The organism is Pseudoalteromonas sp. P1-30, assembly GCF_001400005.1.
In the GTDB taxonomy this organism is placed as follows: Bacteria; Pseudomonadota; Gammaproteobacteria; order Enterobacterales; family Alteromonadaceae; genus Pseudoalteromonas; species Pseudoalteromonas atlantica.
In genome coordinates this window covers 36620-55187 of the sequence record NZ_LKBC01000016.1, presented here as the reverse complement: position 1 = coordinate 55187, position 18568 = coordinate 36620, and the positions used below count along the sequence as shown (strand labels likewise).

Genomic DNA, 18568 nt, shown 5'->3' with positions numbered 1-18568 from the left:
TTTGCGGATATGACTTTTAAAACTATGTCTTTTTAGGGCCAATAATCCGTTTTATTACCGGTGCCTTTGTAGGCTTAGGTTCTTTATTTAATACCATAACCGGGCGTGTCACAAACAGGTTATTAGGGTAAACAACTCGGTGCCCATCCACATGCTCAAGTAGCACGTTCATTAAACCTAATTCGACAATGCGCCCTTCTATATGGTTTGCGCCATCAACAATACGCACCCAATTTCCCACATGAAAACCATTTTGAATAAACATGAGTAAAAAAGCGGTAAGGTTACTAAGCAGCGACCAAGCGGCAAATAAAGCGACCCCGAGCATAGCAAATAATGATGAGCCCAAAACTAATAGCCCGCGCAGCTCTATACCCCAAAATATAAGCACTAAGCACAGCACTACAAACGCGAGTATTATTTTTAATAACAGCTCAGCTCTAAATTTACGATGAACATCTACTTTTCCTTTTATGGTTTTTTCGAGCAACTTTTTAGTGACTTTTAATAAAAGAGGAAAAAGTAAAATGGCCATAAGGGTAACAATCAATTTATATTGCGTACCCATTAGCTCTAAAAGCGCAAACAATTCCAAAGTGTGATCCCGTACTGTTTTTAGGAAAATTTAAAGCGCTAGTGTAACGCTTTCGTTTATTGCTCGCTATTTAAAAGGTGTTTTTAACACTTACGAGCCACTGCACCGAATCAACATCGTCGTAGCTATCAAGCGGGGCGGCAATATCAAGGTGGATCATGGTGCCAGAGTTTGCTCTGCTAGGTGCTAAACGCAAACCCACACCAACATTTTTTAAAACATGATCGTTCTCGCCGTTGTCTTCATCGTTAAACCAAGCGCGGCCAACATCAACAAAGCCCGCTGCACCGACTTTAAATAGCTGCAGTAAATCGTATTCCCAGTAATAGCGTTTTTCTAAGCTGACTAAAAAGCTTCGGTCGCCATGCTGGTAATCCATAGGATAGCCGCGAAGGCCCGTTTCGCCGCCAAGTGTTAGCTGCTTATCGGCGGTTAGGTTTTTAGCATACTGGGCACGGGCTTTAACAAACCAAGATTGGTTTTCGCTGGTATTTAAGTAGTACTGCACTTCGCTGGTGGCTAAAAAGTTTTCTAGTTGTTTTTGCTCTTTATTCCAATAACCATCCACTTGAGCACTAAAACGCCACAGCGTTCTGTCGGTAGTAAAGTGTGCTTTTTTAGCTTTTAACGAATATACGGCTCTGCTGTCATCATTACTTAGAGATTCATCTGAGTAGCCTAATAGGGCTTTAATATTCCACCCTAAATTTAAATCTTCGGTGCGCGAAATACTGTCAAAATTACGCACTTTTATATAACTGTCTTCAAACCAATGACCACTCACATAGGGGTAACTCAGTTGTCTGTTTTTGGCCAAGGGAGCAAAGGTTGTTTCTATTTCTGCAAAGCTGTCTTTTTGGTTTACATAGCCAAGCGTTAAGCGCTGTGTCCAGCTATCAGATAATGCTTTAGAGTGGCCTAAAAAAGCGCTAAAAAAATCGGTTGTTTGATCAAACTCACTGTATTCATCACCACGGCGATACAACGACTCTTCTCGCTGTTCAGAAAAGCTTTTAATACCATAGCTATAAGGTGTATCTATGGCGTAAAACGGATAGGTTAGCTCTAATAAGTGGCGTTTTCCGTCACTGTTGTCGGCATACTCTAAGCGCCCGCGATACCGGCTAGATAATATATTAGGATCGTCATAAACAAATAAATAACCATTACGATCGCTGTCGGTAGTGCGTGAAAACGATAAACGCTTGCCCCAACCCAGTAAATTTGATTCGCGAAAGCCAATACTCGATTTATTTTCGCCACCGCTGCGACTAAAGCTTATTTCGGGTAGTAAGGTCCATAAATCGCGAGTTACCACCGTTACATCTACGTTGCCGTCGCAGTTTTCAACCGCGCTTATTTGCGCATCATATAAATAGTTTTGTTGGCGTAATAAACGCTCTGACTCAGCGAGCTTTCTGGCATTGTAATTATCGCCTTGTTTAAATAACAGAATATTACTAATAACGTCTGGCTCGGTTTGAATATGCGCGCGGTTGGCAAAACGAAAAAGCGCGTTATTTTCCTCCTCCAACTCGGTATTAAAAACGTTAAGTTGTTTAAGGGTAATTGAGGTTATTTGGGCGTCGCTGCGACTATTAATCAGTGTGGTTTTATCTTCAACCTCACGGCGTAAATTATTGCTTTTGTCTGAGTGAGTTTGCACAGCGGAGCAGGTGTTAGTTTTATTGGGTGGTTGTTGTGCAAAGGCTTTAGGCGCACTAAAGCTTACAAGGGCTAAGCTTATACAACAGTGTGCAATCCATTTTCTATTCACCATTCAACCTCTTCAATACTACTGCAAATATGAGTCGTAATATCAGCTTACATCATTGTTATTACAATGTAAGTAAAAGGTATGGATTTTGAAACTAATTAATTGTTACCGTTACGCACCTTTGTTAATTAGTGCATATGCGAAGTGTTTTAGCTTAAGTAAAAAGCAAGGGCTGCTAATAAATGCTCGGCTTCTTGGCCTTCGCCATTAATCCAAATACTTTCGCTGTAGTGTTCAAAATTTAAATTAAAGGTTTGCTGTTGATAGCTAAAGCGCAATTGATGACGGTCAGCACCCACTGCGTAGTCAATAATTGTTATTTCATCGGCGTGTAAAAACAGTGTGCTCCACAGCTCAAAGTCTTCATCGTGTGGGGCTTCTACCGGGCTTATAACAATGCATTTATGGGCGTGATTGTATTCAATTTGGGTCATAGTTTACTTAATTGCTAGCAAGGTAATTACGAATGGCCGTTAAAAATTCGCCGCCATATTTATTGAGTTTGGTAAAGCCAACGCCCGATACCTTTAAAAATTCGCTGTCGTTGGTGGGCATTAATTGCGCCATTTCGGCTAAGGTTTTATCGTTAAATACAACGTACGGCGGTACATCATCGGCATCAGCGAGTTCTTTACGCAGAGCCCGTAAGCGGGCAAATAGTTTTTTGTCGTAGTTAAACTGCGCCAGTTTATCTTGGTATACGTGCTTAGCTTGTAAGCGCGGCTCGGCAAGCTGTAGAGCGTATTCACTTTTAAGTACAGCGCGTGCTGCTTCGGTTAAGCGCAGCGAGGCACCTTGGGTAATATCTTGGCTTAACAAGCCTTGGTGTATAAGTTGGCGTAATATACTGAGCCAAAATTCACTGCTTTTGTCTTTGCCTATGCCATAGGTGCTGAGTTCGTGGTGGTTGTTGTCGCGTATGCGGCTGGTATTAGCCCCGCGTAATAATTCTACAATATAGCCTAAGCCAAAACGCTGCCCAGCTCGATACACACACGAAAGCGCTTGTTGCGCTACTAATGTGCCATCAAAGCTTTTTGGTGGGTTAATGCAAATATCGCAGTTACCACATTGCTCGCGTTTATACTCGCTAAAGTAGTTTAATAGTATTTGCCGGCGGCATGTTTGCGCCTCGGCAAAACTGGCCATGGCATTAAAGCGTTGTTCTTCTACGCGGCGGCGTTGTTCATCGTCTATGTCTTCAAAAAAGCGCCTAACGCGGCCTATATCGGCGGGATCAAAATACATAATGGCTTCTGCGGCTAAACCATCACGCCCAGCGCGGCCGGTTTCTTGATAGTAGGCTTCAATACTTTTTGGAATATCGTAATGCAGAACAAAACGCACATTTGGTTTATTTATGCCCATACCAAAGGCAACGGTCGCAACGACTATTTGAATATCATCGCGGGCAAATCCGGTTTGCACAAATTGGCGTTGCTCGTTGCTCATGCCGGCATGGTACGCGGCGGCATTTAAACCTGCATCCGCGAGTTTTTCGGCAATGTCATCAACGCGTTTACGGCTAGTGCAGTAAATAATGCCACTTTGATTTTTTTGCTCTTTTAAATAGCGCAGTAGTTGCGCCATTGGCTTGAACTTTTCTTCGATGGTGTAACGAATATTCGGTCTGTCGAAGCTGCCGGTATGTATATAGGGCTGTTGTAATTTTAATTGCTCAACTATATCAAAACGGGTCGCTTTATCGGCCGTGGCGGTCAGTGCCATCATAGGTACATGGGAAAAGCGCTGCTTAAGCTCATTTAATCTAAAGTAATGAGGTCTAAAGTCATGCCCCCAATGCGATACACAATGTGCTTCGTCAATTGCAAATAAGCTAATATTTAAATGGCTGAGTCGCTCGGTAAATTCATGCTGAAGCACTTTTTCAGGGGCAACATACAGTAATTTTATTAGCCCTTGGTGCAATTGTTGGTACACCAATTGTTGCTCTTCGCGAGCCAGGCTATTATTAATGTAAGCGGCTTTAACACCTAATGCTTGCAGTTGCGTTACTTGGTCTTGCATGAGCGAGATAAGCGGTGAAATTACCACAGTAACCCCTTCAAGCACTAACGCTGGTACTTGGTAACACACTGATTTACCGCCGCCTGTAGGCAGTAGTACCAAAGAGTCTTGGCCATTAATGGCCGCGTCGATCACCGCTTTTTGGCCATCACGAAACTCGCTGTAGCCAAACACTTGTTTAAGAACCGTGTCGGGCTTGCGGACCAATGTGCTAGGTGTAGGGGTTAGAGTATTCATCGGCGGCTATTTTAGTGGTTTTTTTATAGGATGTCTTTAGCTTAGAGGTAAATGATTTAATTAGTGCCTCGTGGTTTTGCTTCAGGTATGCTTAACTCATCGTACCAGTGTTAATTTAAACATAGAGAATAATAATGAATAAAGAAATGTTAATTGAACAAGTTGGCGCACTGTTTGTAAATGGCATGCCATTTAATCAGTTTTTAAATATCTCGGTAGAGTCGCTCAGCCCTGAGCAAGCTAAAATTACCTTTCCCTGGCAGGATGTATTTATAGGCAATCCTGCACAAAAAATTCTTCATGGCGGTATTATATCGGCGGTGCTCGATAATGTGGGCGGCATGCTTGCAGCAGCCAGTGTTATTGATAAATTAACCGACCTTGATATCCCTAGCGTACAGCAAAAGCTGGCTACCTTAGGCACTATTGATTTGCGCACAGATTATTTGCGCCCTGGCAAAGGGGAAGCATTTACAGCCAGTGCTACTTTGATCCGCTCTGGTAATAAAGTGTGTGTATGTAGAATGGAGCTACACAATGAAAAGGCAATCCAAATCGCCTTTGGTACAGGTACGTATTTAGTAGGTTAAAGCTGCTAATTACGTACGGCTAAAATAAAAAGCTTTGCCTTGCGCTGAGCTTTAGTTACCGCAAAATAAATCACTTAATAGCGCGAATTGGTATAAACTGTCGGTCTTTTAGTATGAATAAGTAGTATGTATGTCGATTGCAAACGAGCAGCGTAAAGGCGGTATTTTTGCCTGTTTAGCTTTTTTAATGTGGGGCTTAGCGCCTATTTATTTCAAACAAATACAGCATGTTTCTGCTTTTGAAATTTTAACTCACCGTGTTGTCTGGTCTGTGGTTTTTTTAGTGCTTGTGGTCAGTGTGCTTAAATACTGGGATAAGGTTAAGCGCATAGTTGCCCAGCCAAAAATTATTTTAATGTTAGTACTTACCTCTTCTATATTAGGCTTTAATTGGGGGTTATTTATTTGGGCGGTTAATAATAACCATATGCTCGATGCCAGTTTAGGGTATTACATAAACCCATTACTTAATGTGCTGTTGGGTATGCTATTTTTAGGCGAGCGGCTGCGAAAGTTACAAGGGTTTGCAGTGTTTTTAGCCTTTGCGGGCGTAGTATTGCAATTGGTCAGTTTTGGCTCGTTTCCGGTGGTGGCGTTTTCGCTTGCCACGTCTTTTGCTATTTATGGCTTACTGCGTAAAAAGTTGCCTGTTGAAGCGCTGCCAGGCATTTTACTCGAGGCCCTAATTTTACTGCCGGTTGCATTAATTTACTGGTGGGTAATGGCACCAACACCTACTTCCGACTTAGCCCTAAACGATTGGCATACCAATGCGCTGTTAATTAGTGCCGGTATTATTACTACGTTGCCGCTGCTTTGCTTTACCGGAGCGGCCAAGCGTTTGCAGTACACAACATTGGGCTTTTTTCAGTACATAGGACCAAGTTTAATGTTTATGCTTGCTGTGGTGTTTTACGATGAAGTATTTGATGCAGAGCGGGTGATTACGTTTGCCTGTATTTGGAGTGCGCTGGCTATATTTACCTGGGACTCTTATCATCAATCGCGTAAGCGTAAAAAAGCGGCTGTAACCGCCGCCGAAGTTTAATACCTATGCGCAATAATAGTTTAAGCAAGTTGCTATAAAGCAGCGTTAAGGTTTAGCTTATTACTTTATTACGGCCGGTTTCTTTTGCATCATACAGCTTTAAATCGGCCTGTTTAAGTAACTCATCTATTTGATAAATAGGGCCGCTTGCAAAACCAATAGAAATTGTAAATTTAATTTTTTCTTGGCTAAACTCTTGGCTATTAAGCTCTATAAATTGCCTAAACCCTTCAAGGCGTTTTAGCGCTTGCGCTGTGGTTGCATCAGTAAAGTAAACGGCAAATTCTTCACCGCCTAAACGAGCGACTAGCTGCTTTTCAAAGTACTTTTTAAAACACACCGCCAACCCTTTGAGAACCTCATCGCCTGAATCGTGACCGTATGTATCGTTAATCGATTTAAAATGGTCTATATCAAGCATGGCGAGTGCGCCATCTTGATTCGATTTTTTTAAATACTTGAGAGACTTGCTCGACTCTTCAAAAAAGTAGCGTCGATTAGGCAGGTTTGTTAAGTAGTCAGTATTTGCTTGGCGTTTAATTGTTGCTATTTGCTCAAGCATGTCGACGTTTTGACTTAGTCGGCAGTAAAACTCTTCGCTGTTAAAGGGTTTATGGAGGTAGTCGTTGGCACCATTTTTTAAAAATAGGCTCGATAATGCTGACGAGTCAGCACCTGAAATACCGATAATGGCTTTTTCATCATTACTGTAAAGCCGGCGAATTTCGGCGCATAGCTCATCACCATTCATGTTTGGCATTTCGTTATCGGTAATAATAACAGACACGTCTTTTTGGCTTTCAAGTACTTCTAGCGCGTCTTTGCCGTCCTTAGCTTCGAGTATTTGATACTTATGGCGCTTTAGTAAACTACAAATGTATCTACGGGTAGAGGTTGAGTCGTCGACGACCAACACTTTTACGTTCTCGTTACGTGGTAAACGGCTTAGTTGTTTTTCTAGGTATTGGTAAGCTTGTTTGTTTTCTTTGATTATGTAATCAATTATTGGGTATTTTTCTACCGTGTCGCGAGTTTGTTTATCTATATTGCCTGTCATTACGATGGTGGGAATGTCGGCATTAATAGTATACGGAACCGCCTCACCCGCAGGAGCATCGGGAAGGATAAAATCAACAACAGCGCAAAAGTAGCTATTGTGTTTTATTAGCTCTTTTGTTGCCGCTAAAGATTCGGCTATATCTACTTCGTAACCTGCTTTAAGCGCGATATGCTTTTGCACACGCGCTATAGTAGGCGTATCTTCAACTATGAGTATTTTTCGCGTCACGTAACAACCTTGTTTGATATTTTGCAAAAGTATTTGCTTATACAAGTTGTAACTGTTAAAACGCAAAAAAGCAAATATCTTAGAGGCTTATACGCTATCTGATTCGCTATAATCGTCTTGGCTTATTGGTACCGGCCCTGACATTTTTGAACGGCCAAAAAGTGTATGAAACTTGGTTTTACAGGTTGTTAGTTTTAAATATTTAACCCAGGCTTTTTCGATTGGGTTTGTAGGTTCTTTACTGCCACAAACTACGTCAACAAATTGCTCTTGTAGCGTATTTTGGGGTGCTAAAGTTTTATTATAAAGGCCTTTTAGTACAACGCCGTGTTGCTCTAATATGCTGGCTTCTAATAAGGTGAAGTTTCCGCTGCGGCTAAACCCGCGAGGAAAGTTTTGATCATCATAAAATTGACGTTGGCTAACAAACGCTTGGCGAAGTAGTGAAATATCGTTGCTCATAACTGTATCCTCATACCCTGTTTATTGCTGGAGTATGATGCAAGTTTGACAATTTATTAAACAAGTTATTTTTATCGTGAGGATAAAAAATTGGATATAGATTTATTAAAAACATTTGTAGAGGTTGTGCGCACGCGTCACTTTGGTAAAGCGGCTGAAAACCTGTATATCACTCAATCGGCAGTAAGCTTTCGAATTCGCCAGTTAGAGCAGGGATTGGGTGTAAACTTGTTTATTCGCCAGCGTAACAATATTCAATTAACGGCGCCAGGAGAGCGATTGCTTCCGCACGCTAAAATGATCATCACCGGCATGCAGCGTGCCAAAGTCGATGTGGCACTTGCCGATAACATGCACAAGCAAATAAGTTTAGCGGGTACGCCTAATATATGGGATGCGTTTTTACAATTTGGCATTACTAATATTGTGTCGGCTATGCCTGGGGTGTCGTTGGTCGCAGAGGTTAAAGCCCAACAAGAAAGCACGCGGTTATTATTAGAGCGTACGCTTGATTTAGCCATTTTATTTGACCCCCCTAAAGTAGACGAGCTTGTGGTAGAGCGAATTTGCGAGCTGCCAATTATTCCGGTTAGTGGCTATGACACGGCCACTAACGAGAACTTTTTTGATAACCAATATGTATATGTTGATTGGGGCACTACGTTTTCGCTATGGCATGCGCGCCAATTTACCGGTAAAACGCCGCCTTATTTTAGAACCAGTACGGGGCGTATTGCCCTTGATTTAATTCTTCAGTGTGGCGGCAGTGCGTTTATCCCCGAGGTACTTGTTGAATCTCACCTAGAAAAGGGTGAGCTGTTTCATGTAAAAGATGTAGAACATACTTCGCGTGATATTTTTGTGGCCTACCACAGAGACAACGAACAAAAAGAGCTAATAGAAACCCTGATTAACTTATTACCTAAAATAAATGCTTATCAGCCTGTTGATGAACACTAAATACCGACTATGATTTTTAATGAGGTTGAATAGGTACAATTTTGTTTATTAAATATTCATGTCGGTTTGTTTTCAGAATTTAGACACTTTTATTAAAATAAAAAGACAAAAATGTTTCCTTTGTAATATATCTGTCATTTAACGGTGACAAACTGCAGCTGTTTTAAAAATTAGTCTTGTGATTATCGAGGAAATAACATGAATTTTGTAAAATCGAGCTTATGTGTTGCACTAGTAAGTGGTTTATCTTTTAGCGCGTTTGCAGACGTTGATGTATACGGTAAAGCGAATGTTACTGTGCAATCGTCTGATGATGGCGAAGGGTCTTTCACTGAAATTAAAAGTAATGCATCTCGCTTTGGACTAAAAGGGTCTGAAAAGATTACTGATGGATTAGAAGCGGTTTATAAGTTTGAGTTTCAAGTTGATGTATCTGATGCTGACTCTAAAGGTGATAACGACGACAATATTTCTGCACGTAACCAGTATGTAGGTTTAAAAGGTGCATATGGTCAAGTTGTTGTGGGTCGTAACGATACAGCGCTTAAACAATCGCAAGGTAAGTTAGATTTATTTAATGACCTTGAAGGCGATATTAAAAATGTCTTTAAAGGTGAAAACCGCCTAGGTGATTCAATCACTTATACATCTAAAAGCTACGAAGGCTTTAAAGTACTTGCTACATTTATTGCCGAAGATGACGTAGATGCAGATAACGGTTATTCAATGGCGGTTACCTACGGTGACTCTGCACTTAAAAAGAGTGCGGTATACGCCTCGGTTGCAGCCGATAGCGAAGTAAATGGCTACGATGTAGTGCGTGCGTCAATTCAAGGTAAAGTAGAGAGCTTTAAATTAGGCGCTATGTACCAAACTCAAGAAAAAGTAGACGGTAGCGCAGAAGCTGACGGCTATTTATTAAACGCAGCCTACAGCATGGGTAAAAACACGTTTAAAGTGCAATACCAAGCAATGGACTTTGATGACAGCGACGACAAAACGGCAGTTTCTGTAGGTGTTGATCATAAGTTTAATAAAAACATTAAAGTATTTGGTTTTTACTCAAGCTTTGATATGGACAACAATGTTGACCAAGACTACGTTGGCCTAGGTATGGAATACAAGTTTTAAGCGTTGCTTAAACACTCCCTTTATTGACCGCGCTCTAATGAGCGCGGTTTTTTTTGCTTTAAATTATTTACTTACCCGCCCATAATAGACCCTCATTTGGAATGGGGTGAAATTCCTCAACTATTCCCGTAACTGTAATTAGCACCACGCTTCAAGTCAGATACAAATGAGACATATCAATCAGCATGAGAAATTCTAGATTGGTATACTTTTTTAACGAGCGGGTAAACTCATTTTTATTGATGCACTAGTCTTTTAGCTGTGTGTTAGTGAGTGCACGCTTTCCAAGGACTCACTTTTGCAAACTACATTAGCGCCAAATACACCCTTATTAAACGTTCAAAATGTGTCGTGGGAAGTCGATGATCACGCCATTTTAAACAATATTAATTTACACATAGCTAAGGGTAAGTTTATTGGGTTAATTGGCCCAAATGGGGCGGGTAAGTCGAGCTTACTGCGCTGTTTGTATCGCTTTAATAAACCCACCGCTGGTAACGTTACCTTTAATCAGCAGGATATTTGGCAGCTTAAAAGTGAAGACTACGCAAAATATGTTGCTGTAGTTCTACAAGAAACGCCCGCGCAATTTAACCTAACATTATTTGATGTGGTTGCCCTTGGGCTTACACCTCATAAATCTTTATTTAGCGCCACCACCCACAGCGACAAACAAAAAATTACACAGGCAATAAAAACCGTAGGGCTTGAGCAACAGTGTAAGCAAAATTTTGAATCGCTTTCGGGGGGCGAAAAGCAACGTGCATTGATTGCCCGAGCTATAGTGCAGCAACCGCAATTGCTCATCATGGATGAGCCAACCAGCCATTTAGATGTTAAATACCAAATACAAGTGATGGAATTGGCAAAATCGCTAGGGGTTACTGTGTTTGCCTCATTTCATGATTTAAATTTAGCAGCCGCTATGTGCGATGAGCTGGTGGTTATTAATAAAGGTAAAATAACACATACAGGCTCGCCTGCGCAGGTACTTAGTGAGGACATGCTAGCGGATGTTTTTGGGGTATGTGCGCGCGTAACTAGCCACCCTCAACGCACAGAAAATGGCCAAACTATTCCTCATATTACTTACTTTTATGGCTATTAATTAAATGGATATAACAAAAATAAACCAGTGGACAATATTTATAGCAGCCGTGTTAATTGCACTGAGCAGCCTTTTTAGCGCACTGAGTTTTGGCGCCGCAGATACGCCGTTAAGTGATGTGCTCACAGGGGTTTTATCTGCAGGAGAGGGCTCGTTTAACGCGCGTATTATTTATGAGCTTAGGTTACCTCGTACCTTACTTGCCTTTATGGCGGGTGCAGGTTTGGCTATTGCAGGGCTTATTTTACAAACGGTCACCCGTAACCCGCTCGCTGATCCGTATTTATTTGGCATATCGTCAGGCGCGTCGTTTGGGGTAGTACTGCTCATGGCTGTTGCGGGTATTAGTGCAGGGTTTATGTTATCGGCTGCTGCCTTATTAGGGAGCTTTTTAGCAATGGGCTTATTGATACTTATTGCTGGGCGGCAAAAAAGCACGCAAGTAGAGTCTATGTTGTTAGCGGGGGTGGCGCTGTCATTTTTATTTAGCGCATTTACAAGTTTATTGCTGTATTGGAGTGACCCGCAAGCAGTGGCTGGTATTTTGTTTTGGACGTTAGGTAGCTTTGCCCGCGCACAATGGGCCACGTTATGGTTGCCATGCGTGGTTATAGTGGTGTGTATTAGCTTTATGCTGAGCTTTAAAAGGCAGTTAAATGCGCTGCTTCTTGGCGATGAAAGCGCGATAACGCTTGGGGTCCGTGTGCACCGTTTTAGAATTTTAATGTTGGTATTGAGCTCGTTAATAACGGCCGTGCTGGTGGCCCTATGTGGCGGTATTGGTTTTGTAGGTTTAATGGTGCCGCACATAGTGCGCTTTTTTATATCTCAGGGCAGTACTGCTGGCTTACTAATTACCAGTTTAGTGGGCGGCACGTTTATGGTGTGGGTCGATGTGCTTTCGCGCTCATTACTTAAAAACCAAGAGCTCCCTGTAGGGGTGATCACAGCAGCCATGGGTAGCGTATTTTTTTTAAGCTTACTCTTTTTTAGAAAAACAAAGGCATAGTGCTGATGAAAACCTTAATGATTCAAGGCACTACCTCAGATGCCGGAAAAAGCACCTTAGTCGCTGCGCTTTGCAGAGTTTTTGTAAAGCGAGGTATAAAGGTCGCGCCTTTTAAACCGCAAAATATGGCGCTTAATAGCGCGGTTACAAAAGAGGGGGGCGAAATAGGCCGTGCGCAAGCTTTGCAAGCTATAGCCGCTAAAGTAGAGCCTCAAAACGACTTTAACCCCATATTGCTCAAACCCAATAGTGATACGGGAGCACAAGTCATTGTACATGGAAAAGCCATTAGTAATATGGAGGCAGGGGCTTATCATAACTATAAACAGGTTGCGATGGATGCCGTGCTTGCCTCGCATAAACGCCTAGCAAAGCAGTTTGATTTATTATTGGTTGAGGGCGCAGGCAGCCCCGCAGAAATAAACCTACGCGAGAACGACATTGCCAATATGGGTTACGCAGAAGCGGTAGATTGCCCTGTCATTATTATTGCCGATATAGACAAAGGCGGTGTGTTTGCGCATTTAGTGGGCACACTTGCGTTATTAAGCGAATCCGAGCAAGCGCGCGTAAAAGGCTTTGTTATAAACCGCTTTAGAGGCGATATAAGCTTGCTACAAAGTGGGCTAGATTGGCTTGAGCGCTACACAAAAAAACCAGTGCTTGGAGTGCTGCCTTATTTGCATGATTTAGCACTTGATGCCGAAGATGCTGTAGCAATAGATAATAAGGTGACGACTGCCACCATTAATATAGCCGTGCTTTTATTGCCGCATATTAGTAACCATACCGATTTTGATGCATTGCGGCTGCACCCAAATATTAATATAAATTATGTACGCCACACACACGCGATCCCACCGGTTGATCTGATTATTATTCCTGGCAGTAAAAACGTGCTGGGCGATTTAAGTTTTGTAAAAAATGAAGGCTGGGATACGCAAATAAAGCGCCACATACGTTATGGCGGTAAAGTATTGGGTGTGTGTGGCGGTATGCAAATGTTGGGGTATACCATAAATGATCCCAACGGAGTCGAGTCGTCATTAAAGCAAGTAACGGGGCTTGCCCTATGCGATTTTGAAACCACACTTAGCACCCAAAAAGTACTCACTAAAGTAACGGCGGCTATGCAGTTAAATGATTTGCAAACACCGTGTAGCGGCTACGAAATTCATGCCGGCATTAGTGAAGGCGCAGCACTTAATAAGCCATTTTTAACGTTTAACGCGCACCCTCATGGATTTGAAAACGATGGCTTTATTAGTGACGACAATGCCATTGCTGGTACTTATTTACACGGCTTGTTTGATGAACCCGCTGCCACACTGCAAATTTTAAAGTGGGTAAAAAGCGATGCAACCATACAACCTGTGAGTATTGTATCGCACCGCGAGCAACAACTTGAGCGCTTAGCCACTATGTGCGAGGCGCATTTGAACATACAACACATTATATCGATTTATGAAGGAGATAATAATGACGGATACAAATAACGATAAGCACCAGCAGCGCCAACAAAAAGTAAAAGAGCAGGTAGATGCACGCGTGGCTGCTGCGCAAGATGTTAAAGGGATATTTCAGGTAATTACGGGTAATGGTAAAGGTAAATCCACCTCAGGCTTTGGTGTGGTTGCTCGCTGCGTAGGGCATGGTAAAAAAGCCGCTGTTTGTCAGTTCATTAAAGGCACATGGGAGTGTGGAGAGCGTAACTTATTACAAGGCGCAGGGGTTGAATTTGCCGTTATGAATACCGGTTTTACATGGGATACGCAAAACAAAGAAGCCGACACCGCAGCCGCGCAAGCAACATGGCAAGAGTCAAAGCGTATGCTTGCTGATAGCAGTATTGATTTAGTATTACTAGATGAGCTTACCTACATGGTGACTTACGGTTATATTGATTTAGATGAGGTAGTAAACGCGCTAAATAATCGCCCTCCCATGCAATCGGTTATTATTACAGGTCGCGCAGCGCACCGCACGTTAACAGACCTTGCCGATACAGTAAGCGAAGTGCGCAATGTTAAACACGCCTTCGACTCGGGTATAAAAGCACTAGAAGGGTTTGATTACTAATGTATAAAGCGTTTTTTACTGCACTGCTGTTATTGTGTTCTGGGGGCAGTGCCGTGGCCAGTGATACAGCTGCGCCAGATAAACTGCGCGTTGTAGCACTTGCACCGCATATAGTAGAAAACCTATTTGCTATAGGTGCGGGAAGTAATATTGTTGGCACTGTTGATTACGCTGATTACCCAAATGAAGCTAAAAGTATTGAACGCATTGGTGGTTACTATGGTATTTCTCTTGAAAAATTATTAGCGCTAAAACCCGATTTAGTGATTGGTTGGAAAAGCGGTAATCAAAGTGAAGATTTAGAACAAATTAAACGCCTTGGTATAAAAATACATTTAAGTGATCCCAAAAAAATAGAAGAAGTTGCAAACGAGCTGATTGCTTTTGGAAAATTTACAGGGCGTATTGAGCAAAGCAAGCAAGTAGCAAACGCATTTATTACTAAGCTCAAAAAAATTAAAAAGCAGCAGCAAAGCAAAAAAATATTAACTGGTTTTTATCAATTATGGCCAGAGCCAATGATGACGGTAAGTGAAAATACATGGATAAACCAGCTTATTGAAACATGTCATGTAAGCAATGTATTTGCACACAGCCCAACCGACTACCCGCAAATAAGTATTGAAAACGTGGTGATTAAAAAACCACAGGTTATTATTATTCCTGATGAACAAGCCGATAAGCCACAACCTAAAATTAATTGGCAAAAATGGCCAGAAGTCCCCGCTGTAAAACATAACCAATTTATACGTGTAAATGCCGATTTATTACATCGTTTTACACCGCGCATGCTAGATGGACTGGCAAATATGTGTGATAAAATAGATGCATCACGCAAACAAATTAAGAGTATACAATGAGCGATTGGCCAGCCTTTTTAGAATATGAATTACAGCAACCTTATATGCAGCAAACATTAGATTATGTAGCAAAACGCCGTGTCGAAGGTGTTGCTGTGTACCCACCCAAAGAGCAAGTATTTAGCGCCTTTGAAGCGACAGCCCTTAACAATATTCGCGTGGTTATTTTAGGCCAAGACCCATATCACGGAGAAGGCCAAGCCCATGGCTTATGTTTTTCTGTGTTGCCAGAGGTTAAAAAGTTACCGCCGTCGTTAAAAAATATGTACAAAGAATTGGCAACGGATATTCCCGGTTTTGAAATACCAGACCATGGCTACTTACAAAGCTGGGCAGAGCAGGGCGTGTTTTTACTCAATACAGTACTCACGGTTGAGCAAGGCCAAGCGCACTCGCATAAGCATTTAGGGTGGGAGCAATTTACCGATAACGTGATAGCCCATATAAATGCACACTGCAAAGGAGTGGTGTTTATTTTATGGGGCGCTCATGCGCAAAAAAAAGGTAAAAATATTAACAGCGCTCGCCATCATATTTTAAAAGGGCCGCACCCATCGCCGCTTTCTGCGCATCGTGGTTTTTTTGGCTGTAAGCACTTTTCACAAACAAATAAGTTATTACAAGCCCAAGGCGATACGCCCATTAACTGGCAGGTTTAATTGATATATTAAAAAAGGCTTTCGTATCATGAAAGCCTTTTGCTTAGTTATTGTGTACTAATGCCCATGCGCAATAATTATCAATTACTTTGAAGGGGTAAAACCTGGCGTTAGCTTTACTATCGATACGGTTTTCCTGCCGCAAAATAAATTGCCTAATTGAGCGCAATGAGTTTGAAATTAAAAATCTAGCTCATCAATTTCAATGCTGTCTGTAAAAAAGTCTAACTCCTGTAGTTCTTTACGTAACCGTTGTTTGTCTTTTATGGCCTCAATCTCGCGCCACTTTCTTTTTTTATTCTTTTGAGAGGTTTTTCTTGTTGTATCAGGACCTTCTAATATCTCTAATATATCGTTTAGGCTATCCATGACTATCTCCTATTGATTTTAGTGAACCTCGAGAATACCTATACCACAGGCCTAGCTAAAATAGAATAAAAAAGTGACGAATTTGTTACAGGTATGTGATGCATTGATGAAGTTTAATACTAACTAGCTTTATTGACCGCGCTATTTTTAGATAGAAAAAATAAATAAAAAATACTAAAAGTGAGCTATTTAGCTGTGTAGGCAATGGTACATGCTGTGGCAGGTTAGTATAAATCAGTGCGGATTATATTAAGGGCATAAAAAAACGCCGCAGGTGCGGCGTTTAATACATAATTAGCGCGTATTACATTGCTTTAAAACGTGCTTCTAACTGCTCTTGTGCATCTGCGAATGAGCGGATACCTTCAGCTAGTTTTTCAGTTGCCATTGCATCTTGGTTATGTAACCAACGGAACTGTGACTCAGTAAGAGGGGCAGGCTTTGGCTCTTTAGGAATATCACTTTGTAGTAAGTATTCTTCTGCGCCTTCTAAATTGCCTAAGTCTTCTAGTAGGTTAGGGCTAATTGTTAGCTTGTCACAACCTGTAAGCGCAATAATTTCGCCAGTGTTACGGAAGCTTGCGCCCATAACAACGGTTTTGTAATCATGGCGTTTATAAAACTCAAAAATGCTACGTACAGATTGAACACCTGGATCTTGTAGCGGATCGGTTGGTTTTTCCATACCATTTGCTACGTGCCAATCTAAAATACGGCCAACAAATGGCGAGATTAAAAATACGTTTGCATCAGCACATGCACGCGCTTGAGCATCGCTAAATAATAAAGTCAGGTTACATTTAGTCCCTTCTTTTTCTAGCTGTTCGGCCGCTTTAATGCCTTCCCATGTAGACGCAACTTTGATTAAAATTTTGTCTTTGCTTACACCTTCTTTTTCATAAAGGCTAAGCAGGGTATGTGCTTTATCAATAGTTGCTTGGGTGTCGAATGATAAACGAGCATCTACTTCAGTAGAAATATAACCAGGTACAATTTCGCTAATTTCTTTACCAATTAATACGGCAAAGTAGTCACATGCAAGTTCAAGCTGTTTAGCTGCATCTTGCTCTGTTTCTTTTGCATAGCTCCAAGCTTTATCTAAATAAGGCTTGTAAGCTTCAATCTCGCTCGCTTTTAATAAAAGCGACGGGTTTGTGGTTGCATCTTCTGGTTGATGCTTTTTGATCGCTTCAATATCGCCAGTGTCGGCTACGATAGATGAATGTTGTTTTAGCCTTTGTAGAGCGCTAGTCATTTGCCTTCCTCATTCCAAGCAAGTTAAAAGAAAATCTAAACTACCTTAATATAAGTATTCAATACTGCAACAGTGTGACAATGCTTGATAGGTCTTATGTCCTTATCAATAGAAAAACGACGATGCATGATTTATTAAGGTAGGATTTAGGCCATTGCGATTAATTTTCAATGGTATTTTATAAACAAAACGTGCTTTTCGTCTCATTTAATGTTGAAATTGACATTAAATAAATTACAAGTCAATAGCTAACTATGATCACTGTTATTTCACCAGCAAAAAATCTTGATTACGAAACGCCACCCGCAACAGATAAGTTCACTCAACCTGAATTACTAGAGCACAGCGAAGAGCTCATGAAAGTATGCCGTGAACTAACTCCAGCGCAAATTGGCAGCCTAATGAAAATTAGCGATAAGCTTGCAGGGCTTAACGCTGCGCGCTTTAGCGAATGGTCGCAACCATTTACACAAAGTAATGCTAAACAAGCGGTACTAGCCTTTAACGGCGATGTGTACGGTGGTTTAGATGCCGCAACACTCACTGCCGCTAACCTCGATTATGCGCAAAGCCATTTACGAATACTTTCAGGTTTATACGGCTTATTAAAGCCGCTTGATTTAATGCAAGCTTACCGCCTAGAAATGGGCACTAGGCTTGATAACCCTCGCGGGAAAAATTTGTATGAATTTTGGGGTAGCATTATTGCGAATAAATTAAACGAGGAATTAAAAGCGCAAGACGCACAATATCTCGTTAATCTTGCTTCAAACGAGTACTTTAAAGCAGTAGATAAAAAAGCACTCAATGCGCAAATTATTACCCCGCATTTTAAAGACTGCAAAAATGGTCAATATAAGGTAATTAGCTTTTACGCTAAAAAAGCGCGCGGCATGATGGCCCGTTACATTATAGAAAACCAGGTAACACAGCTTAGCCAATTAAAAGAGTTTACTGTGGCGGGTTATTACTTTAGCCCTGAAGCAACAGCAAAAGAGCTTGAGCCAGTATTTATGCGCGAGGAGCAAAACTAAGCGTTTGTACTCAGCAAACAATGAGTTAAAAAGCCATGCATTGCATGGCTTTTTTTATGCTGGCGCTAAACTTGCTAAC

19 protein-coding genes are annotated in these 18568 nt (G+C 41.5%); 11 read left to right on the top strand and 8 right to left on the bottom strand.

Translation table 11 applies throughout. From position 1 onward, the window contains the following. Positions 1-22: 22 nt before the first annotated feature. The 4 genes from AN395_RS17400 to recQ all read right to left on the bottom strand — a co-directional run bounded on the left by AN395_RS17400 (position 23) and on the right by recQ (position 4637). The gene (locus AN395_RS17400; protein WP_024031558.1) at positions 23-595 is read right to left on the bottom strand and encodes a mechanosensitive ion channel domain-containing protein; all 573 of its coding nucleotides are present in this window, start codon (positions 593-595) and stop codon (positions 23-25) included. 70 nt (positions 596-665) lie between these two features. Next, positions 666-2375: a POTRA domain-containing protein gene (locus AN395_RS17395; RefSeq protein WP_024031559.1), complete on the bottom strand. Its 1710-nt coding sequence runs from the start codon at positions 2373-2375 to the stop codon at positions 666-668. Positions 2376-2521: 146 nt separating this feature from the next. Next, positions 2522-2806, bottom strand: coding sequence for a DUF3630 family protein (locus tag AN395_RS17390; protein ID WP_024031560.1), 285 nt, complete (start codon positions 2804-2806; stop codon positions 2522-2524). A gap of 7 nt (positions 2807-2813) precedes the next feature. Continuing rightward, positions 2814-4637: a DNA helicase RecQ gene (recQ, locus tag AN395_RS17385; RefSeq protein ID WP_054983758.1), complete on the bottom strand. Its 1824-nt coding sequence runs from the start codon at positions 4635-4637 to the stop codon at positions 2814-2816. Positions 4638-4771: 134 nt separating this feature from the next. Here recQ and AN395_RS17380 point away from each other — a divergent pair, with 134 nt between their 5' ends. Together AN395_RS17380 and rarD are read left to right on the top strand one after the other, a co-directional pair. After that, on the top strand, positions 4772-5227 hold the full coding sequence (locus AN395_RS17380) for a thioesterase family protein (protein WP_024031562.1): 456 nt from the start codon (positions 4772-4774) through the stop codon (positions 5225-5227). A gap of 130 nt (positions 5228-5357) precedes the next feature. Next, on the top strand, positions 5358-6275 hold the full coding sequence (gene rarD / locus AN395_RS17375) for an EamA family transporter RarD (RefSeq protein ID WP_004587981.1): 918 nt from the start codon (positions 5358-5360) through the stop codon (positions 6273-6275). A 52-nt stretch (positions 6276-6327) separates the two neighbouring features. Here the strand turns inward: rarD and AN395_RS17370 are convergent, their stop codons facing one another. Both AN395_RS17370 and AN395_RS17365 read right to left on the bottom strand, forming a co-directional pair. Then, positions 6328-7563: a response regulator gene (locus tag AN395_RS17370; protein ID WP_054983768.1), complete on the bottom strand. Its 1236-nt coding sequence runs from the start codon at positions 7561-7563 to the stop codon at positions 6328-6330. An 87-nt stretch (positions 7564-7650) separates the two neighbouring features. Next, on the bottom strand, positions 7651-8025 hold the full coding sequence (locus tag AN395_RS17365) for a DUF413 domain-containing protein (protein ID WP_004587983.1): 375 nt from the start codon (positions 8023-8025) through the stop codon (positions 7651-7653). A gap of 90 nt (positions 8026-8115) precedes the next feature. Here AN395_RS17365 and AN395_RS17360 point away from each other — a divergent pair, with 90 nt between their 5' ends. From AN395_RS17360 to ung, 8 genes are all read left to right on the top strand, one after another. Further along, on the top strand, positions 8116-8985 hold the full coding sequence (locus tag AN395_RS17360) for a LysR family transcriptional regulator (RefSeq protein WP_004587984.1): 870 nt from the start codon (positions 8116-8118) through the stop codon (positions 8983-8985). 198 nt (positions 8986-9183) lie between these two features. Beyond that, complete coding sequence (locus AN395_RS17355) at positions 9184-10116, top strand: porin (protein WP_054983757.1); 933 nt, start codon at positions 9184-9186, stop codon at positions 10114-10116. 298 nt (positions 10117-10414) lie between these two features. Further along, positions 10415-11224, top strand: coding sequence for an ABC transporter ATP-binding protein (locus AN395_RS17350; RefSeq protein WP_024031566.1), 810 nt, complete (start codon positions 10415-10417; stop codon positions 11222-11224). 4 nt (positions 11225-11228) lie between these two features. Further along, positions 11229-12233: an iron ABC transporter permease gene (locus AN395_RS17345; RefSeq protein WP_024031567.1), complete on the top strand. Its 1005-nt coding sequence runs from the start codon at positions 11229-11231 to the stop codon at positions 12231-12233. 5 nt (positions 12234-12238) lie between these two features. Next, entirely contained in the window at positions 12239-13729 is a 1491-nt protein-coding gene (locus tag AN395_RS17340) for a cobyric acid synthase (protein WP_054983756.1), read from the top strand. Next, positions 13713-14312 (top strand): cob(I)yrinic acid a,c-diamide adenosyltransferase, encoded by a 600-nt coding sequence (gene cobO, locus AN395_RS17335; protein ID WP_004587989.1) that lies wholly within the window; start codon positions 13713-13715, stop codon positions 14310-14312. The genes AN395_RS17340 and cobO overlap by 17 nt, the downstream gene beginning before the upstream one ends. Beyond that, complete coding sequence (locus AN395_RS17330) at positions 14312-15172, top strand: cobalamin-binding protein (RefSeq protein ID WP_054983755.1); 861 nt, start codon at positions 14312-14314, stop codon at positions 15170-15172. Before cobO ends, AN395_RS17330 begins: the two co-directional genes overlap by 1 nt. Continuing rightward, complete coding sequence (gene ung / locus AN395_RS17325; RefSeq protein ID WP_054983754.1) at positions 15169-15831, top strand: uracil-DNA glycosylase; 663 nt, start codon at positions 15169-15171, stop codon at positions 15829-15831. Before AN395_RS17330 ends, ung begins: the two co-directional genes overlap by 4 nt. Positions 15832-16011: 180 nt before the next feature. Here ung and AN395_RS17320 read toward each other — a convergent pair whose 3' ends face one another. Both AN395_RS17320 and tal read right to left on the bottom strand, forming a co-directional pair. Beyond that, positions 16012-16200: a DUF3545 family protein gene (locus AN395_RS17320; protein ID WP_004587992.1), complete on the bottom strand. Its 189-nt coding sequence runs from the start codon at positions 16198-16200 to the stop codon at positions 16012-16014. 304 nt (positions 16201-16504) lie between these two features. Then, positions 16505-17455, bottom strand: coding sequence for a transaldolase (gene tal, locus AN395_RS17315; protein WP_054983753.1), 951 nt, complete (start codon positions 17453-17455; stop codon positions 16505-16507). A 254-nt stretch (positions 17456-17709) separates the two neighbouring features. Between tal and yaaA the strand changes: the two genes are divergently transcribed. Then, positions 17710-18489: a peroxide stress protein YaaA gene (gene yaaA / locus AN395_RS17310; RefSeq protein WP_054983752.1), complete on the top strand. Its 780-nt coding sequence runs from the start codon at positions 17710-17712 to the stop codon at positions 18487-18489. Positions 18490-18568: the final 79 nt, after the last annotated feature.

Bases quoted from the DNA above. Each gene is read 5' to 3' on its own strand.
- AN395_RS17340 (WP_054983756.1), top strand. From the start codon at position 12,239: ATGAAAACCTTAATGATTCAAGGCACTACCTCAGATGCCGGAAAAAGC.
- AN395_RS17320 (WP_004587992.1), bottom strand. From the start codon at position 16,200: ATGGATAGCCTAAACGATATATTAGAGATATTAGAAGGTCCTGATACA.
- AN395_RS17380 (WP_024031562.1), top strand. From the start codon at position 4,772: ATGAATAAAGAAATGTTAATTGAACAAGTTGGCGCACTGTTTGTAAAT.
- AN395_RS17395 (WP_024031559.1), bottom strand. From the start codon at position 2,375: ATGGTGAATAGAAAATGGATTGCACACTGTTGTATAAGCTTAGCCCTT.
- rarD (WP_004587981.1), top strand. From the start codon at position 5,358: ATGTCGATTGCAAACGAGCAGCGTAAAGGCGGTATTTTTGCCTGTTTA.
- cobO (WP_004587989.1), top strand. From the start codon at position 13,713: ATGACGGATACAAATAACGATAAGCACCAGCAGCGCCAACAAAAAGTA.
- AN395_RS17355 (WP_054983757.1), top strand. From the start codon at position 9,184: ATGAATTTTGTAAAATCGAGCTTATGTGTTGCACTAGTAAGTGGTTTA.
- yaaA (WP_054983752.1), top strand. From the start codon at position 17,710: ATGATCACTGTTATTTCACCAGCAAAAAATCTTGATTACGAAACGCCA.
- AN395_RS17330 (WP_054983755.1), top strand. From the start codon at position 14,312: ATGTATAAAGCGTTTTTTACTGCACTGCTGTTATTGTGTTCTGGGGGC.
- recQ (WP_054983758.1), bottom strand. From the start codon at position 4,637: ATGAATACTCTAACCCCTACACCTAGCACATTGGTCCGCAAGCCCGAC.
- tal (WP_054983753.1), bottom strand. From the start codon at position 17,455: ATGACTAGCGCTCTACAAAGGCTAAAACAACATTCATCTATCGTAGCC.
- AN395_RS17365 (WP_004587983.1), bottom strand. From the start codon at position 8,025: ATGAGCAACGATATTTCACTACTTCGCCAAGCGTTTGTTAGCCAACGT.
- AN395_RS17390 (WP_024031560.1), bottom strand. From the start codon at position 2,806: ATGACCCAAATTGAATACAATCACGCCCATAAATGCATTGTTATAAGC.
- ung (WP_054983754.1), top strand. From the start codon at position 15,169: ATGAGCGATTGGCCAGCCTTTTTAGAATATGAATTACAGCAACCTTAT.
- AN395_RS17345 (WP_024031567.1), top strand. From the start codon at position 11,229: ATGGATATAACAAAAATAAACCAGTGGACAATATTTATAGCAGCCGTG.